Raw genomic sequence first — 16,957 nt, forward strand, 5'->3', positions numbered from 1 at the left:
ACCGAAGCTCCGTACGGACATTGAGGCAACGGCGTCTCCCCACAGCGGCACGTGGTGGGCAGCCGCACGACAACACGGGGTTGGGATGGAATCGCCTGAATCGCGCGAGGCCCGGCCGGGCAAGGGCTCGGTGCTCCTCGCGCTTCGTTACTACGGACGGGAGTTGGCCCGCCTCCGGCGGCTGACGGTGCCCGGGATGCTGCTGCCCGCGCTGGGCAACATCTGCATCAACTACATCGCGCCGCTGGTCGTCGCGAAGCTCATCGGCCGCATCGCCGGCGACGCGGACATCGCTCTGGGCTCGACGCTGCCCTACGTGCTCGGCTTCGCAGGCGTCCTGCTGCTCGCGGAGACGCTGTGGCGTCTCGGCCTGCACTGCATGAACCGCCTGGACGCCCTCGGCATCGAGCACCTGTACGTGATCGGCATGGACGAGCTGTTCGCCAAGGACGCCGCGTTCTTCCACGACAACTTCGCCGGGTCGCTGACCAAGCGGGTCCTGAGCTTCGCCTCCCGTTTCGAGGAGTGCGTCGATACGCTGACGTTCCAGGTCGTGGGCAGCCTCGTGCCGCTGGTGTTCGGGTCGGTGGTGCTCTGGCGCTACGAACCGCTGCTCGTCGTCGGACTCTTGGCGATGATCGCCCTGACGGCCCTGTGTGTGGTGCCCCTCATCCGTCGCCGCCAGGCGCTCGTCGACCGGCGCGAGGAGGCGATCGCCCGGGTGTCCGGCCATGTCGCCGACAGCCTGATGAACATGGACACGGTCCGGGCGTTCGCCGCCGAGGAACGCGAGGCCGCCGAGCACCGCTCCCGCGTCGCCGAGTCGCGGCGGCTCTCGCTGAGGTCGTGGGACTACGGCAACCTGCGCATCGACACGCTGGTCGCACCGATGTCCGTGCTGACCAACGCGCTGGGCCTGCTGCTCGCGGTCGCGCTCGGCGGGGGCACACACGGCGTGGAGGCGGTCGTGGTCGCCTTCACGTACTACAGCAATGCGACGCGGATCATGTTCGAGTTCAACCAGATCTATCGCCGCTTGGAGAGCTCCATGACGGAGGCGGCGCAGTTCACCGAACTCCTGCTGAAGCCGCCGACCGTGCTCGACCCGGCGTCGCCGGAGCCGCTGCTGTCCCGGGCCGCCGACGTCCGCTTCGAGCGGGTGACCTTCGCCCACGCGGGGGCGGAGCCACTCTTCGAGGGCCTCGACCTGGCGGTGCCCAGCGGTACGAGGATCGGTCTCGTCGGCCGGTCCGGCGGGGGCAAGACCACGCTCACCCGGCTGCTGCTGCGGCTGACCGACATCGACGCCGGCCGGATCCTGATCGGAGGTCAGGACATCAGCAGGCTGCGCCAGGCCGACCTGCGCAGTCTGATCGCCTACGTACCGCAGGACCCGGCGATGTTCCACCGCACGCTGCGGGACAACATCGCCTTCGCCCGGCCGGACGCCACCGACGCCGAGATCCGCCGCGCGGCCGAGGCGGCGCACGTCACGGAGTTCGCCGACGCACTGCCGGACGGCTTCGACACCATGGTGGGCGAGCGCGGCATCAAGCTGTCCGGCGGACAGCGCCAGCGGGTCGCCCTTGCCAGGGCGATCCTGCGTGACGCGCCGATCCTGCTGCTCGACGAGGCGACCAGTGCCCTGGACTCGGAGAGCGAGATCCTCGTCCAGGAGGCGCTGTGGCGGCTCATGGAGGGCCGGACGGCGCTCGTGGTGGCGCACCGGCTGAGCACGGTCGCCACCATGGACCAGCTCGTCGTCCTCGACCACGGACGGATCGTCGAGCAGGGCACGCACCAGGAGCTGCTTGCCTCGGAGGGCGCCTACGCGAAGCTGTGGCAGCACCAGTCGGGCGGCTTCCTCGACGACAGCCCCGCGAGGGCCGACCTGCACTGAACACCGCGGTCCGGCGCCCCGGACGGTCGTCGTCCGGGGTTCCGGACCCCACCCGTCCATGCGTCAAGGGTCCGTCGATCGATCCCGTCGCCCATGAAGATCAGGTAATGGCGGTGCCTGTCGTCGGGCCGCTGCCGGTGGAGCCGCTCGCCGGCGTCATCGCGTACGACTTGGACGCCACCGGACGCCTCCAGCGTCGCTCGCAGAGGTGGCCTCGCCGAGCCGTCAGTCCTGTCCGTCGAAGTGACACACGCCGCGTACGCAGTCGCGCAGCCACCGGTGAGCCGGGTCCGCGTCGAGTCGGACGTGCCACAGCAGCGACACCGTCACCTCGGGAGCGCGGAAGGGCAGTTCGAAGGAGCGCATCCCCACCCGCAGGTCCGCGGTGTGCCGCTCCGGAACTGTGGCAACGAGGTCCGACGCCTTGGCCAGGGCCAAGGCGGCACTGAAGCCGTCGACGACCGTCACGACACTCCGCCGGCGGCCCGTAGGGGCAAGGGCCTCGTCCACCAGCCCCTCCGCCAGACCGCGCCGCGAGACGTGCACGTGTCGCGAGGAGGCATACCGGGCCGTCGTCACGTTCCCGGTACTCAGCGGATGCTCGCTGCGCACCACCCCGACGAACCGGTCGGTGAACAGGGGCTTGCTCAACACGTCGGGAGGCAGCGGGTGTTCGACGACTCCCGTCTCCAGGTCGACCATGCCGTCGCGCAAGGGACCGATGTCCTTCTTGGTCTTCTGCAGGAACCGCAGACGCACGCCGGGTGCCTCGCTGCCTACCTTGGCGACCAACGCGGGTCCGAATTTCTCCACGAACCCATCACTGCTGCGCAGCGCGAACGTCCTCTCCAGCGTCGCCAGGTCCAGCTTCTCGGCCGGCCGCAATACCTCTTCGGCCTCCCGGACCAAGCCCCGCACACGGTCGCGCAGCTCCAAGGCGCGCGGCGTGGGCACCAGCCCTCGGCCGGCCCGCACCAGGAGCGGATCACCCGTGGCCCGCCGAAGTCGCGCGAGCGCGCGACTCATCGCGGAGGGGCTGAGGGCAAGCCGCTCTCCCGCCCGCGTGACGCTGCCCTCCTCGAGCAGGACGTCCAGCGTGACCAGCAAATTCAAATCGGGTCTGGACATGCGCACACGATCTCACGGATCGATCGGGGTATGGCGTTGCGTGCACACATGGCTTTCCATCTTTGCGCCTTCCGCCAGGTCGAACCGAGACCTACGTTCATTGCGATCCCTCGACTCCAGAAAGAGGCCACCGTCGTGAAACCAGCAACCCCTCCACGTACCGAGGCCGAGCAGACGCCGCCCGGGCGCCGTCCCCCTCTGGCCTGGACGCTCAGCGCACTGTCGCTGTCCATGCTGCTGCCCTCACTGAGCATCAGCATCGCCAACGTCGGCCTGCCGAACATGGCCGTTGCCTTCGGCGCGGGCTTCAACGAGGTCCAGTGGGTCGTCATCGCCTATCTCTTGGCCATCACGACACTGATCGTCGGAGCCGGCCGTCTCGGCGACCTCGCCGGCCGACGTCGCCTCCTGCTGAGCGGCATCGCCGTGTTCACCCTCGCGACGCTGCTGTGCGGTCTCGCCCCGAACCTTCCCCTCCTGGTCGCCGCCCGGGCACTCCAAGGGGCCGGCGCCGCATGCATGATGGCGCTGACCATGGCTTTTGTCGGTGAGACGGTGCCCAAGGACCGCACCGGCAGCGCCATGGGACTGCTCGGCACGATGTCGGCAGTCGGTACGGCGCTGGGACCCACCCTCGGCGGAGCCCTGATCACGCTCTTCGGCTGGCGTGCGATCTTCCTCGCCGGCGTGCCGCTCGGCCTCGCCGCGCTCGCGCTCACCTTTCGGGTGCTGCCCGATGCCGTACCGGCAACGAGCTCTCCGCGCCGTCGGTTCGACACCGTGGGAGCGGCACTGCTGGCGATCACTCTCGGCGCCTATGCGCTGGCGATGACGATCGAAGGGAACTCGTTCGGCCCGCTCGCCATCGGACTGCTCATCGCCTCGGGGGTGGGCCTCGCCCTGTTCGTCTTCACCGAGAGCCGGGTCTCGTCCCCGCTGCTCACCCTCTCGATGCTCCGCGATCCCGTCCTCGCCGCCGGTCTGACGACGAGCGCCCTGGTCTCGACCGTCATGATGACCACCCTCGTCGTGGGACCCTTCCACCTGGCCCGGGCACTCGACCTCGACCCGGCGCTCGTCGGTCTGGTGATGTCGGCAGGCCCCGCCGTGTCCGCCCTCACCGGCGTCCCGGCCGGCCGCGCCACCGATCGCTTCGGAGCCGAGACCATGGTGGTCGTCGGGCTCAGCGGCATCTTCGGCGGCGCCGTGACGCTCTCCCTGATGCCCCCGGCGGCCGGTGTCATCGGATACGTCCTGCCCCTGGTCGCCGTCACGGCGAGCTACGCGCTGTTTCAGGCGGCCAACAACACCGCGGTCATGAAGGATGTCTCCCCGAGTCGGCGTGGCCTGGTGTCGGGCATGCTGAACCTCGCCCGGAACCTGGGACTCATGACCGGCGCATCGGTCATGGGAACGGTCTTCGCCTTCGCCGCCGGCACGAGCGAGGTGACCACAGCCGCGTCCGCGGCGATAGTTCGCGGTACGCACTGGACGTTCGCCGTCGCCGCCCTCCTCGTGGCCTTCGGACTGGCCGTGGTCCTGGGACTTCGGCTCCGCTCCCGGCTCTCGCCCGGAGACCCCGTCGGCGCCTAAGCTCGCCTGAGCGGCCTCGGGGAAGTTGCACGCCCCCGCGTCGCCCGGCACCTCGCCGTCCAGAGGGAGCGGAAGCGTTCGACGGCGCGCCGGTTCGACATGAACTTCACGAACGTGTCGGGGTCGGTGTTCTTGTACGAGGCGAGCGCGCTGGTGGTGGAGGAGGTCGTCGACGGCGGCTGGGGCATCGGCGGCGAGCTCCTTACGCTTGCCGAGCTCGGTCGACTGGAAGCCTGACGACCGCGCCGGCCGGGGGCGGCGGGCGGAGGCGAGACATACGCACCGTGGCCGGGCCGGCGAAGGCGTCGGCCCGGCCACGCTGTACGTGCTCGGTGGTGCTGTCGGGCGACGTGGGGCCGTCAGGCGAGGGTGACCTCGACCGGCAGCTTCTTGATGCCGTTGACGAAGTTGGAGCGGACCCGCGGTACGTCGCCGGCGAGGCGGACGGAGGCGAGGCGCGGGATGAGCTCCTCGAACATGATCCGGATCTCGGTGCGGGCCAGCAGGTTGCCCAGGCACAGGTGGGGGCTGCCCTTGCCGAAGGTGACGTGGTCGTTGTTCTGCCGGGTGACGTCGAAGTCGTACGGATTGCCGAAGACGTTCTCGTCACGGTTGCCGGAGGCGTACCACATGACGACCTTGTCGCCCTCCTTCACCTGCTTGCCGCCGAGTTCGACGTCACGCGTCGCGGTGCGGCGGAAGTGGTAGACGGGGGAGGCCCAGCGCAGGAACTCCTCGACGGCGGTCGGGATGAGGGAGGGGTCCTCCTGGAGCCTGGCGAGCTGCTCGGGGTGCTGGATGAGGGCGAGCATGGAGTGCGAGATGGTGTGGCGGGTGGTTTCGTTGCCCGCCACCACCAGCAGCAGGAAGTAGTTGTCGAAGTCCTGGGCCGAGAGCGGGACTCCGTCGCGCGGGGTCTCGTTGACGAGCTTGGAGACCAGGTCGGTGCCGGTGCCGCCGCGCCGCTGCCGGGCCAACTCCCGTCCGTACTCGAAGACTTCGAGCGAGGCGGGGGAGCGGAAGGGCAGATCGCGGTACTGCTCGCTCTCCGCGCTGTGCAGCAGGACGTCGGCGTAGTCCGGGTCGGTGTTGCCGATGATGCGGTTGCCCCAGTCGATGAGCTGCTGGTTGTCCTCCGGCGGTACGTCGAGGAGGCGGGCCAGCACGTTGATGGGGAAGTCGGCGGAGACGTCGGCGACGAAGTCGAAGGTGTCCTTGGCGAGGGCGGCGTCGAGTGTCCTGGCGGTCAGGCCGCGCAGGAAGTCGGTGTACTCGTTGATGACGCCCTGGCCGAACTGGCGCTGGAGCAGACTGCGCATCGCGCGGTGACGGACGCCGTCCAGCTCCAGGATCGAGGCGCGCTTCTTGATCTGGTCGTCGTCGAGCTCTTCGAGGTTGACGAACTTGGTGGAGGTGAAGGTCGCGGCGTCGCGGTCGACGCGGGCGATGTCCGCGTGCCGGGTCACCGCCCAGAAGCCGGAGTTGGGGGCCTCTTCCGGCTGCCAGTGCACCGGGTCCTCGTGGCGCAGGGTGTGGAACATCCGCCAGGGGGTGACCCCGTCGGTGTAGTTGTCGAGGTCGGCGAGGTCGACGTCCTCCAGGGGGAGGGGTTCGTTCGCGGCTTCGGTCACGGCGGGGAGGCGGGTGGTCATGATGTGCTGTCTCCTAGACGTCACAGGTGGTAGGCGTACTCGGTGAACTCCCAGTCGGTGACGTGCCGTTGGAAGCGTTCGACCTCGTTCCGCTTGTAGGCGAGGAACGAAGCGGTGAAGTCCTTGCCGAGGATGTCGGCGAGCGCCGTATCCGCCTCCAGCGCGTCGAGCGCGGCGGGCAGAGTCGTGGGCAGCAGGGCGGCCTTGGCCGTGTCGTAGCCGTAGCCCTCCAGTGGGGCAGGGGGTTCCTCCTTGGCCAGGACACCGAGGAGCGCGGCGGCGACCGTGCCGGCGATCACCAGATAGGGGTTGGCACTGGCGTCCCCGAGGCGCAGCTCGAAGCGGGCACCGGAGCCGCGCTCGGGCGGGATGCGGACCATGGCGCTGCGGTTGTCGAGACCCCAGTCGATGAGCCAGGGCGCGAGGGTGTCGGGCCCGAAGCGCTTGTACGAGTTCACGGTCGGGTTGAGCAGCGCGGCGAGGGCGGGCGCATGGGCGAGGACACCCGCGACGGCGTGGCGCCCGGTGCCGGAGAGGCCGTACGGCGCCGAGGGATCGTCGAAGGCGTTGCGGCCCTCCTTGTCCTGGCAGGACAGATGGAGGTGGAAGCCGGAGCCGCCCGCGTCGTTGAAGGGCTTGGCCATGAAGGTGGCGAGCTTGCCCTCGGCCCGGGCCAGCTCCTTGACGGCGGCCTTGAAGCGGAACGCACGGTCGGCGGCGTCCATGGCAGCGGAGTGGGTGAGGTTGATCTCGAACTGCGCGCCGTCGAACTCGTGATTGCCGCTGGAGACGCCGATGCCCAGGTCGCGCAGCTGACGCAGGGTGCGCAGCAGGTGGTTGTCCGGGTCCGCGCGCAGGCCCGCGGTGTAGACGACGCCGGCCGCCTCCGTGTAGCGGCGCCAGCCGCTCGGCGCCTCGGGGTCGGCCGTACAGAGGAAGTACTCCAGCTCGGGTCCGACCACCGGGCGCAGGCCGTGCTCGTCGCATCGGGCGAGCACGGTGCGGAGCAGGTCGCGGGGCGATTCCGGGGCGGGGGAGCCGGTCGCCGGATCCGTGACGTCGCCCAGGCAGGTCGCGACGCCCGGCTCCCAGGGGAGCGTGACCAGGGTGTCGAGGTCGGGGCGTACGCAGATGTCGGGCAGGCCCGCGTCCAGGCCGCCCTCGACCGGGACGACGTCACCCTGCGGGCTGGTGTGGTAGGCGGCGCGGCAGAAGGCGAGACCGTGCTCGCAGACCGCCGGCAGATGGTCGAGCAGGACGTCCCGGGCGCGGTCGGTACCGATGAGGTCGGGATAGGTCACGCGGACCACATCGATGCCCTCGGCGGCGAGCCGTTCCAGGTGCTGGCGGAGTTGAGGGGTGTCTTGAGCGCTCACCGATGTCTCCTCGGGCGGACGTGAAGGTGGCGGAGTGAAGACGGCGGCCGGGGTGCCGTGCGGCTGGGAGAGCAGGACCGCGATCACTCGTTTGAAGTCAAACGGTAAGAAGCGGGACCACCCTCCCGCAAGGGTTTGCTCTCAAAAATTTATCCATCCGGATAGCTATTGACCAGGGCCCCCCGGGTCCCTATGTTGTTTGAAGCCAAACGAGTTAGGGAGTTCGGTTCCACCGACCAGTTCGGTTCCACCGACCCCTTTGGCCGGGGCCCGGCCGCAGGACCGCAGTGTTCGCAGGTCGGGCCCCTTCTTCCACCACTTCGCGCTCCGACGCCCCTCACATCCAGGAGGACCGGCCATGAAGGTCGTCGTCGACATGAACAAGTGCCAGGACCACGGACAGTGCGTCTTCGCGGCCCCCGACGTCTTCCAGCTGGACGACAACGGGCGACTGGCCTACGTATCCGACCCCGACGACGCGCTGCGCGACGAGGTCGAGGAGGCCGCGGACGTCTGTCCGCTCCAGGCCATCCGGATCGAGGCCTGAAGGCCATGACACGCCGCATCGTCGTCGCGGGCGCCTCCATGGGGGGCCTGCGCGCCGCCGAGCAGCTGCGCGCGGCGCACTGGACGGGGGCGATCACCGTCATCGGGGACGAGCCCCACATGCCGTACAACCGGCCTCCGCTGTCGAAGGAGGTACTGGCGGGCAAGGCGCCGTTCGAGTCCCTGGCCTTCACTCCGAAGGCGAGCGCCGCCGATGTGGAGTGGCGGCTCGGTGCCTCGGTCACCTCCGCCCGGCTGGCCGACCGTGTCGTCGTGCTCGACAGCGGCGAGGAGCTCGCGTTCGAGGGCCTGGTCGTGGCCACCGGTATGCGGCCCCGGCGGCTGCGCTGCGAGGGACCGCTCGCCGGGCGGCACACCGTGCGCACCCTCGCCGACGCCCAGGGGCTGCGCGAGGAGCTGACCCGGCCCGGCGCCAGGGTCGTGGTGGTCGGCGCCGGGTTCATCGGCTGCGAGGTGGCCGCCACCGCCGTCGGCCTCGGCGTCAGCGAGGTGACCGTCGTCGATCCGCTGCCGCTGCCCATGGTGGGGCCGCTCGGCGAGCTGGTGGGCCGCGCGCTGCTCCGGCGTCACGAGGAGCGAGGGGTGCGGTTCGCGCTCGGCACGGGCGTGGCCGGATTCGAGGGTGAGGACCGCGTCACGGGCGTCGTCCTGAGCGACGGAACGGTTCTTCCGGCCGACGTGGTCGTCGAGTCCGTCGGCTCGGTCGCCAACACCGAGTGGCTGGACGGCAACGGCCTCGACCTCACCGACGGCGTCCTCACCGATGACCGGCTCCGGGTCGGCGGACTGCCGTACGTCGTCGCGGTCGGCGATGTCGCCCGCTTCCCCAACGCCCGCTACGACGGCGTACCCCGACGTGTCGAGCACTGGTCCATTCCCACCGACAGCGCCAAGCACGCGGCCAAGAGCCTCGTCGCGCATCTCGTCGGCGCGGAGGCGGGCCTCGCCCCGTTCGCACCGCTGCCCACCTTCTGGAGCGACCAGCACGAGTTTCGGCTGCAGTCGTTCGGCGCGCCGGTGCTCGGCAGGGACGACGTACGGGTCCTGGACGGCGACCCGGACGGCGACGTCCTCGTCGGCTACCACGCCGGTGGCCGACTCGTCGGCGTCGTCGCCCTCGGCGGTCACGCGGCCGCCACCGGCGCCGCCCGCTACCGCGCCCAGCTGCTCAAGCAACCCGCCCTCACCGCGTAAGGAACCAACGTCATGGCCAGCGTCCGTGGATACCTCCACCCCAAGACGGCGACCGGCTCGTCGTCGCTGATTCCCGCACCGCCCTGGAAGTACTCCGGTGACCTGCTCACCGTCGAGTACCGCACCGATCCGGCCCGGGTACGTGAACTGCTCCCCGAGCCGCTGGAGTTGGCGGACGAGGACCCGGGCGCGGTCGCGCTGGTCTGGGCCGACTGGCAGTCCTGCTCCGCCGGCGAGGAGGAACTGCTGGACCCGGTGCTCTCCCAGTACAAGGAGGCCTTCGCCGTCGTCCGCTGCTCGTACAAGGGGCGGACGTACTCGCGGTGCGTCTACATCTGGGTGGACAAGGACTTCGCCATCGCCCGCGGGCTGCACCAGGGCTACCCGAAGAAGCTCGGGTCCATCCACCAGACGCGTCCGCACCCGTACGGGCCCGCTCCGCGGATCGAGGCGGGTGCGCGGTTCGGTGCCACGCTGGCCGCCGCCGACCGTCGCCTGGCCCAGGCCGTGGTCACGCTGCGGGAGCCCTCGGAGACCAATGGGTTCGTCAACGGACACCCCATGGCGCATCACCGCTGGCTGCCCTCCATCGAGAACGGCAAGGGGCTGGCGCTGGACGAGCTGATCGAGACCGGGGCCGCGTCCTTCGAGGCCGGGCAGCCGTGGGTCGGTGACGCGGAACTGGAGCTGTTCGAGGCGCCGACGGAGGAGCTGGCCCGGCTGGAGATCCGGGAGCCGATCGCCGCGTACTACCGCCAGGTCGGGGTGGTCTGGGACGGCGGGCGGCTGCTGGAGTCCGGTACGTCGGAAGCCTCCGCCCGGTAAGGCCGGTGGGCTCGTGCGGGCCGTTTGTGGCCGGTCGCGCCCACGCGGCGAAGCCGCATGGCGTCACAGCCCCGCGCCCCTGCCGGGGCGCTCCTCCTCACCCTCGTCCATAGGGAGCCCTCCACATGACTGACCACATCGCCGTCGCCGGGGTCGCCGTCGACACCCGGCACTTCATCGGCGGTGAACGTGTCGCCTCTGCCGAGACGTTCACCGACACCTCACCCATCGACGGCAGCACCCTCGGTGAGATCGCCCGGGGCGGCCCCGCGGAGGCCGAGGCCGCCGTGAGCGCCGCCAAGGCCGCGTTCCCCACGTGGGCGGCCACCTCGCGCGCCGAACGCGCCCGTATCCTGCACGCCATCGCCGATGGCGTGGAGAAGCGGATCGAAGAGCTCGCGATCGTCGAGACCCACGACAACGGCGCGCTCCTGCGCTCGCACCGCCGTGGCGTGATGCCGCGCGTGGCGCACAACTTCCGGTTCTTCGCCGACTGGCTGCTGACGCTGGACCACGAGGACTTCCAGACGCGCGGCCACACCAACCACGTGAGCTGGGACCCGGCGGGCCCGTCCGTGCTGATCACGCCGTGGAACGCGCCGCTGATGCTGGCGACGTGGAAGGTCGCCCCCGCGCTGGCCGCCGGCAACACGGTCGTCCTCAAGCCCGCCGAGTGGTCCCCGCTGACCGCGTCCCTGCTGGCCGACATCGCCGCCGAGGCCGGGCTGCCGGCCGGCGTCCTCAACGTCGTCCAGGGCCTCGGCACCGAGATCGGGGACGCCCTCACCTCGCACTCGGACGTCCGCCGCATCAGCTTCACCGGGTCGGTTCCCACCGCCAAGCGCATCGCCGAGTCGGCGGCGGCCCAGCTCACCCCGCTCAGCCTCGAACTCGGCGGCAAGTCACCGCTGTTGGTCTTCTCCGACGCCGACCTGGACCTCGCGGTCGACCTCGCGGTGGAGCAGTACGACAATGCCGGCCAGGTGTGCCTCGCGGCGACCCGGATCCTCGTCGAGGAGTCGATCGCGGACGAGTTCACCCGCCGCTTCGTCGAGAAGGCCTCGCGCCTGAAGCAGGGTGATCCGCGCGACGAGGCCACCGACCTCGGACCCAACATCCACCCCCGCCAGCTGGAGAAGATCGACGGCTTCGTGCGGCGGGCGATCGGGCAGGGGGCCCGGGCCGTGATCGGCGGCACCCCCGACGCCGGGCTCGGCGGCCTGTTCTACCGGCCGACCCTGCTGACCGATGTGGCCCAGGACTCGGAGATCGTGCAGGAGGAGGTCTTCGGCCCGGTCCTCACCCTCCAGACCTTCGCCACTGAGGAGGAAGCCGTCCGTCTCGCCAACGACACCCGCTTCGGTCTCGCGGCCACCCTGGCGACCGGCGACCACGAGCGCGCCGAGCGCGTCACGGCCCAACTCGTCGCCGGCACGGTCTGGGTCAACTGCTTCTTCGTACGCGACCTTCAGGCGCCCTTCGGCGGCTCCCGGCACTCCGGCGTCGGCCGCGAGGGCGGGACCTGGAGCTTCGACTTCTACTGCGACCTGAAGAACACCGTCACCGCCCCGAACGGATGGAAGAACCATGGGTGAGATCGCCGGGGCCGGGCTGCTCGCGCACGTCCCCACCATCGTCCTGCCGGAAGCCGAACGGCTGGAGCTGAACGAGGGCAGGGAAATCACCCTCGTCACCGGCCTCCGGCAGCTCCGCGAGGAGGTCTTCGAGCGCGACGACTACGACACCGTCGTCGTCCTGGACTCGCACTGGGCCACCACGGTCGAGTTCGTCGTCACCGCCCAGCAGCGCCGGGCCGGGCTCTTCACCTCCGAGGAACTGCCGCGCGGCATGTGCCGGATGCCGTACGACTTCCCGGGCGACCCCGAACTCGCCCACAACATCGCCTCGTTCGCCGACAAGCAGGGCACCTGGATCACCGCGATCGAGGACGACTACCTGCCGATCTACTACGCCACGATCAACCTGTGGAAGTTCCTGGGGGAGGGGCTGCCCGACAAACGGTGGGTGACGATCGGCGTCTGTCAGACCGGTGACATGGAGGACCATCTGCGCCTGGGCCGTGCCCTCGCCGACGGTATCGCCGCCACCCCCGGCCGCCGGGTCCTCCTCATCGCCTCCGGCGCCCTCTCGCACACCTTCTGGCCGCTGCGGGAACTGCGTGACCACGAGTCCAGCGACCCCCGCCACATCTTCACCGCCCAGGCCCGTGAGGCCGACCACGAGCGCATCGCCTGGTTCAAGGAGGGCCGCCACGCCAAGGTCCTGGGGACCATGCCGGACTTCTGGAAGTACAAGCCCGAGGCCCGCTTCTTCCACTACCTGATGATGGCGGGCGCACTCGGCGAGCAGAACTGCACGGCACCCGCCCGGCAGTACGGCGCGTACGAGAACTCCATCGGCACCGGCCAGGTCCACCTGTGGTTCGACCGCCCCGCCGAGGGCTGGACCGGCACGGGAGTGCCCACGCCCACCGCCCCGCGTACACCGCACAGCCGCTCCTAGTGCCCGGAAAGCTTCCAGAAAGGCCCGCCCATGCCTGAGTACCGCCGCATCCTCCTCGACGGCGCCGCCGTCCAGGTCCTCCGCGACCAAGACGAACTCGTCGCCGGAGACGGCCGTCGCGTCAAGATCGAGGACGCCCGGCATCTGCCGCCGGTCGTGCCCTCGAAGGTGGTCGCGGTCCACCTCAACCACCGCAGCCGGGTGGACGAGTTCCAGATCGAGCTGACCGCGACCCCGACCTACTTCCACAAGCCGACCTCGGCCCTCAACTCCCACCAGGGGGCCGTCGTCCGCCCCGAGGGGTGCAAGTGGCTCAACTACGAGGGCGAGGTCGCGATCGTCATCGGGAAGACCGCGCGCAACATCTCGCCCGGCGAGGCGGGGGAGTACATCGCCGGATACACCGTCGCCAACGACTACGGCCTGCACGACTTCCGTGACACCGACGCCGGTTCGATGCTCCGCGTCAAGGGCTCCGACACCCTCTGCCCGCTGGGCCCGGGCCTGGTCACCGACTGGGACTTCCACGGCAAGTACCTGAAGACGTACGTCAACGGGGAGGTGGTGCAGGACGGTTCGACCGACGAGATGGAGTGGGACATGCACTATCTCGTCGCCGACATAGCCCGCACCATCACCCTCTACCCGGGTGACGTCCTGTTGTCCGGCACGCCGGCCAACTCCCGTCCCGTACAGCCCGGCGACATCGTCGAGGTCGAGGTCGAGGGCCTGGGCAGGCTCACCAACCACATCGTCACCGGCCCGACCTCGATCCGTAGCGATGTCGGAGCCCAGCCCACGGAGTCGGAGGAAGTCCTGTCCACCGCGCTCGGCGGCGACTGGGAGTTCCGCGGCATCAGGCCGCCCAGGCGCTGACATGGCTCAGCCCGGAAACGGCACCGTGCCGGGCTCGACGGGTGGTCGCCGGCGCGCTGCTGCCGTGCGGGGCCCGGCGGGTAGGGTCGCCACCATGACCGAATCCGCCGAGACCCCTGAAGCCCGCAGGCCGCGCAAGCGGATGAACTACGGGCAGGGCCGGGAGGCGCTCCTCAACGCGGCCGTACGGGTCGTGGCCCGAGGCGGTCTGCGCAAGCTCACCTACCGGGCGGTCGCGGAAGAGGCAGGGGCCACCCACGGTCTGGTCGTCCACCACTTCGGCTCGCGTGACGCGCTGATCGAGGAGGCGCTCGCCCACTCCGTGCGCGACAGTCTGAACAGGAGCGCGCTCGAGACGGGGACGGGCAAGGTCGCGGACTTCTCGGTCGGCCTGTCCGAGATGGTCACGTCGGACCCGGACACCCAGGCGTTCCAGTACGAGTTGCTGCTCGAGTCGCGTCGGCGCCCCGAGCTGCTGCCGCAGATCCGTGTGCTCTACGACGAGTACTTCGACGCCACCGAGCGCGAACTGTCGCGCATGATCCCCGGTGGCGCGAGCGGTTCCCTGACCCGGCTGGTCTTCGCCGCTCTGGATGGTCTCGTCCTGCACCAGCTTGTGTTCGGCGAGCCCGAGGTCACCGACGCCGCTCTGGAGGAGCTGCGCACCTTGCTGCGACTCCTCCACGCGAACGGCGACGGCGCAGGTGACGCGGATACCGGAGCCGGCGACGGCGCACACGTGGTCACGGATCCTCGCGACTGAAGCGCTGACCTGCGCCTTTCGAGCCCCTGGGCCGTCGCGTCCAGGGCCTCGTTTGATTCCGTACGAGTAAGGGCTCCAGGCGTGAGGGGATTCCCCCGCGTCACCTCTTGTCAAACGGATAGTTTCAGCCCACCATGAGGCAACTCGTTTGGCCTGAAACGAAAACGTCCCCCTCTCATGGCAGGTGATCCGAGTGGACAGTCAGACGGTCGTCAGAACAGCGGCCGCACAGGACGCGCCCACCGCAGGCAAGCTCAAGCCCAACTCCCTCGGCGTCCTGGGCATCCTCTTCTTCGTCCTCTCCGCCCAGGCACCGCTCACCGGTATCGCCGGAGCCGTGCCCATCGCCGTCGCCCTGGGCAACGGCACGGGCGCGCCCGCCGCGTACGCCGTGGCCGGTGTCGTCATCCTGCTGTTCTCCGTCGGTTTCGTGGCGATGGGCCGCCATGTGGTGGACGCCGGCGCCTTCTACACGTACATCGGCAAGGGGCTCGGCCGCCCGACCGGGTCCGGCAGCGCCGGTGTCGCGCTCTTCGCCTACTGCGCCGTGCAGGCCGCCATGTACGGGCTGTACGGCGCCACCGTGAGCGGCCTGGTCGAGCACTACGCGGGCGTCACTGTCCCGTGGTGGGTCTGGGTGCTGGGCACCATGGTCGTGGTCCAGGTACTCGGTGCCGCGGGCATCGAGATGGGTGCCAAGATCCTGGCCGTCTTCGTGCTGGCGGAGTTCAGCATCCTGTTCGTCTTCGCGCTCGTGACCCTCTTCAAGGGCGGCGGACCGGAGGGGCTCGGTTTCACGGACAGCTTCTCGCCCAAGGCCGCGTTCCAGGGCGCTCCGGGCGTCGCGCTGATGTTCGCCGTGGCGTCGATGTTCGGCTTCGAGGCCACCGCCATCTACGGCGAGGAGGCCCGCGAGCCGCGCAGGACCGTTCCTCGGGCCACCTATCTGTCGGTCGCCGTCATCACCGGCTTCTTCGCCTTCACCTCCTGGATGCTGGTCTCCGCCTACGGCGCGTCTAAGGCTCCCGAGGCCGCCGGGAAGGCCCTGGCGAGCGGTGACTCGACGACGTTCGTCTTCGCGCCGATCACCGCACAGTTCGGCGCCTGGGTGGGTGACGTGCTGCCGTTCCTGCTGGCGACCTCGCTCTTCGCCGGTATCCTCGCCTTCCACAACTCCGCCAACCGCTATCTGTTCTCGCTCGGTCGCGACGGTCTGCTGCCGCACCGGCTGACCGCGATCAACCGGCGTCACTCGCCCTGGGTGGCCGGTGGTGTGCAGACCGCGATCGCCCTGGTGCTGGTCATGCCGTTCGCGCTGCTGGACAAGGACCCGGTGCTGACCCTCTTCTCCTGGTTCAGCGGGGTGGCGGTGCTGGGCTGCATGCTGCTGTACTTCCTGACCTCGGTCTCGGTGATCGTCTTCTTCCGCCGGGGGCGCCAGGACACGCGACCCTGGAACACGCTGATCGCGCCGGTCCTGGGTGCGCTCGGCATCGTCGGCGCGATCTGGCTGATCATCGAGAACTTCACCACGCTCATCGGCGGCGATCCGACCACTGCCCTCTGGCTCGAACTCACCGTCCCTGCGGTCCTTGTCCTGGGTGTGGTCGCGGCCCGGCTGACCCGTGGCAGGGCGGCAGCCAGGGGCTGACGCGCACCACACGGGCGGCCCGGCTCCTGCCGGGCCGCCCGAGGTCGCGATGCCGACCGCCGGGCCGGTTCGAGCTCGCCGACGAGGTGGCCGCACCGGTCCTGTCCGGCGCCGTCGCGGCCGCCTGGCGGCAGCGGGTCAGCTGCTCGTGTGCGCCACCAGGTCGAGGAACCCGTCGACCAGGCGACCCGCGTAGACCCGCGCCGCAGGCTCCATGGCACGGCTTCGCGCGCACAGCTCGTCAGGGTCCACGCCGTGCCGCACGCACTGCTCCGCACCGCCGAGGTCGAGCCAGCCGCGCACCATCGCCGTGGTGATCTCCGGGTGGAACTGCACACCGAGACTGCGCCCCGCTCGAAAGGCCTGCGGGCCCACGGCATTGCGGGCCAACTCCACCGCGCCGGGCGGCAGGACGCACCGGTCGTAGTGCCACTGGAACCACGGCCCCGGCGACACCACCGTGGGTATGTCGGTCTCGATGTCCGTCCAGCCGATCTCGGGGCGCGCGGACGGCTCCACCGATCCGCCGAGGGCGGTGGCCAGGGCCTGGGCGCCGAAGCAGACACCCAGCACGGGGACACCGAGGTCGTGCGCCTTGCGCAGCAGCGTGAGCTCGTCGCCGATCCAGCTCCCGATGACCGACTCGTCGTACACGGACCAGGGCGCGCCGAGCGACACGATCAGGTCCCAGTCGGCGGGGTCGGGGAAGTCGAACGCCACGTCCGGCGCGTGGTGATGACGCTCGGGCACGACCGTGACCGTGGTGAGGTCGTATCCACGCTCGGTGAGCCGGGCTCCCACCAGCCCCGGCTCCGTGACGTGCTCGTGCCGGACGATGAGTGCTCGCACGACGGGCGCTCCCTTCCTTCCGCTGCGTCGGCCATGCCACGTGTCGGCCGGGGCCCTTGT

15 protein-coding genes are annotated in these 16,957 nt (G+C 70.1%); 11 read left to right on the forward strand and 4 right to left on the reverse strand.

Features of this window, described 5'->3' with window-relative positions; genetic code table 11:
* Window positions 1-85 precede the first annotated feature (85 nt).
* Entirely contained in the window at window positions 86-1,900 is a 1,815-nt protein-coding gene (locus OG390_RS45135) for an ABC transporter ATP-binding protein (protein WP_406176144.1), read from the forward strand.
* Between the two features lie 225 nt (window positions 1,901-2,125).
* Here OG390_RS45135 and OG390_RS45140 read toward each other — a convergent pair whose 3' ends face one another.
* Window positions 2,126-3,028 carry a LysR family transcriptional regulator gene (locus OG390_RS45140; protein WP_406176146.1) on the reverse strand — a complete coding sequence of 301 codons (903 nt, stop codon included), beginning with the start codon at window positions 3,026-3,028 and terminating at the stop codon, window positions 2,126-2,128.
* A gap of 135 nt (window positions 3,029-3,163) precedes the next feature.
* Here OG390_RS45140 and OG390_RS45145 point away from each other — a divergent pair, with 135 nt between their 5' ends.
* Window positions 3,164-4,621, forward strand: coding sequence for an MFS transporter (locus OG390_RS45145; RefSeq protein ID WP_406176148.1), 1,458 nt, complete (start codon window positions 3,164-3,166; stop codon window positions 4,619-4,621).
* A gap of 99 nt (window positions 4,622-4,720) precedes the next feature.
* Window positions 4,721-4,858, forward strand: a complete 138-nt coding sequence (locus OG390_RS45150; protein WP_406176150.1) for a hypothetical protein — start codon at window positions 4,721-4,723, stop codon at window positions 4,856-4,858.
* A gap of 122 nt (window positions 4,859-4,980) precedes the next feature.
* On the opposite strand, the gene OG390_RS45155 is transcribed toward OG390_RS45150, so the two are convergent.
* Window positions 4,981-6,273, reverse strand: coding sequence for a cytochrome P450 (locus OG390_RS45155; protein WP_406176152.1), 1,293 nt, complete (start codon window positions 6,271-6,273; stop codon window positions 4,981-4,983).
* Between the two features lie 20 nt (window positions 6,274-6,293).
* A complete protein-coding gene (locus tag OG390_RS45160) occupies window positions 6,294-7,649 on the reverse strand; it encodes a glutamine synthetase family protein (protein WP_406176153.1) in 1,356 nt (451 codons plus the stop codon).
* A 358-nt stretch (window positions 7,650-8,007) separates the two neighbouring features.
* Here OG390_RS45160 and OG390_RS45165 point away from each other — a divergent pair, with 358 nt between their 5' ends.
* The 8 genes from OG390_RS45165 to OG390_RS45200 all read left to right on the forward strand — a co-directional run bounded on the left by OG390_RS45165 (window position 8,008) and on the right by OG390_RS45200 (window position 16,048).
* A complete protein-coding gene (locus OG390_RS45165) occupies window positions 8,008-8,196 on the forward strand; it encodes a ferredoxin (protein ID WP_138044410.1) in 189 nt (62 codons plus the stop codon).
* A 5-nt stretch (window positions 8,197-8,201) separates the two neighbouring features.
* On the forward strand, window positions 8,202-9,410 hold the full coding sequence (locus OG390_RS45170) for an NAD(P)/FAD-dependent oxidoreductase (RefSeq protein WP_406176155.1): 1,209 nt from the start codon (window positions 8,202-8,204) through the stop codon (window positions 9,408-9,410).
* A 12-nt stretch (window positions 9,411-9,422) separates the two neighbouring features.
* Window positions 9,423-10,235: an acetoacetate decarboxylase family protein gene (locus OG390_RS45175; RefSeq protein WP_406176157.1), complete on the forward strand. Its 813-nt coding sequence runs from the start codon at window positions 9,423-9,425 to the stop codon at window positions 10,233-10,235.
* Window positions 10,236-10,360: 125 nt separating this feature from the next.
* Window positions 10,361-11,830 (forward strand): aldehyde dehydrogenase, encoded by a 1,470-nt coding sequence (locus OG390_RS45180; protein ID WP_406176159.1) that lies wholly within the window; start codon window positions 10,361-10,363, stop codon window positions 11,828-11,830.
* A complete protein-coding gene (locus OG390_RS45185) occupies window positions 11,823-12,758 on the forward strand; it encodes a 3,4-dihydroxyphenylacetate 2,3-dioxygenase (RefSeq protein ID WP_406176161.1) in 936 nt (311 codons plus the stop codon). The genes OG390_RS45180 and OG390_RS45185 overlap by 8 nt, the downstream gene beginning before the upstream one ends.
* 30 nt (window positions 12,759-12,788) lie before the next feature.
* Window positions 12,789-13,634 (forward strand): fumarylacetoacetate hydrolase family protein, encoded by an 846-nt coding sequence (locus tag OG390_RS45190; RefSeq protein ID WP_406176163.1) that lies wholly within the window; start codon window positions 12,789-12,791, stop codon window positions 13,632-13,634.
* 94 nt (window positions 13,635-13,728) lie between these two features.
* On the forward strand, window positions 13,729-14,397 hold the full coding sequence (locus OG390_RS45195) for a TetR/AcrR family transcriptional regulator (protein ID WP_406176164.1): 669 nt from the start codon (window positions 13,729-13,731) through the stop codon (window positions 14,395-14,397).
* A gap of 193 nt (window positions 14,398-14,590) precedes the next feature.
* Window positions 14,591-16,048, forward strand: a complete 1,458-nt coding sequence (locus OG390_RS45200; RefSeq protein ID WP_406176166.1) for an APC family permease — start codon at window positions 14,591-14,593, stop codon at window positions 16,046-16,048.
* Between the two features lie 138 nt (window positions 16,049-16,186).
* On the opposite strand, the gene OG390_RS45205 is transcribed toward OG390_RS45200, so the two are convergent.
* Entirely contained in the window at window positions 16,187-16,897 is a 711-nt protein-coding gene (locus OG390_RS45205) for a type 1 glutamine amidotransferase (protein ID WP_406176168.1), read from the reverse strand.
* Window positions 16,898-16,957: the final 60 nt, after the last annotated feature.

The organism is Streptomyces sp. NBC_00996 (assembly GCF_045162675.1).
In the GTDB taxonomy this organism is placed as follows: domain Bacteria; phylum Actinomycetota; class Actinomycetes; order Streptomycetales; family Streptomycetaceae; genus Streptomyces.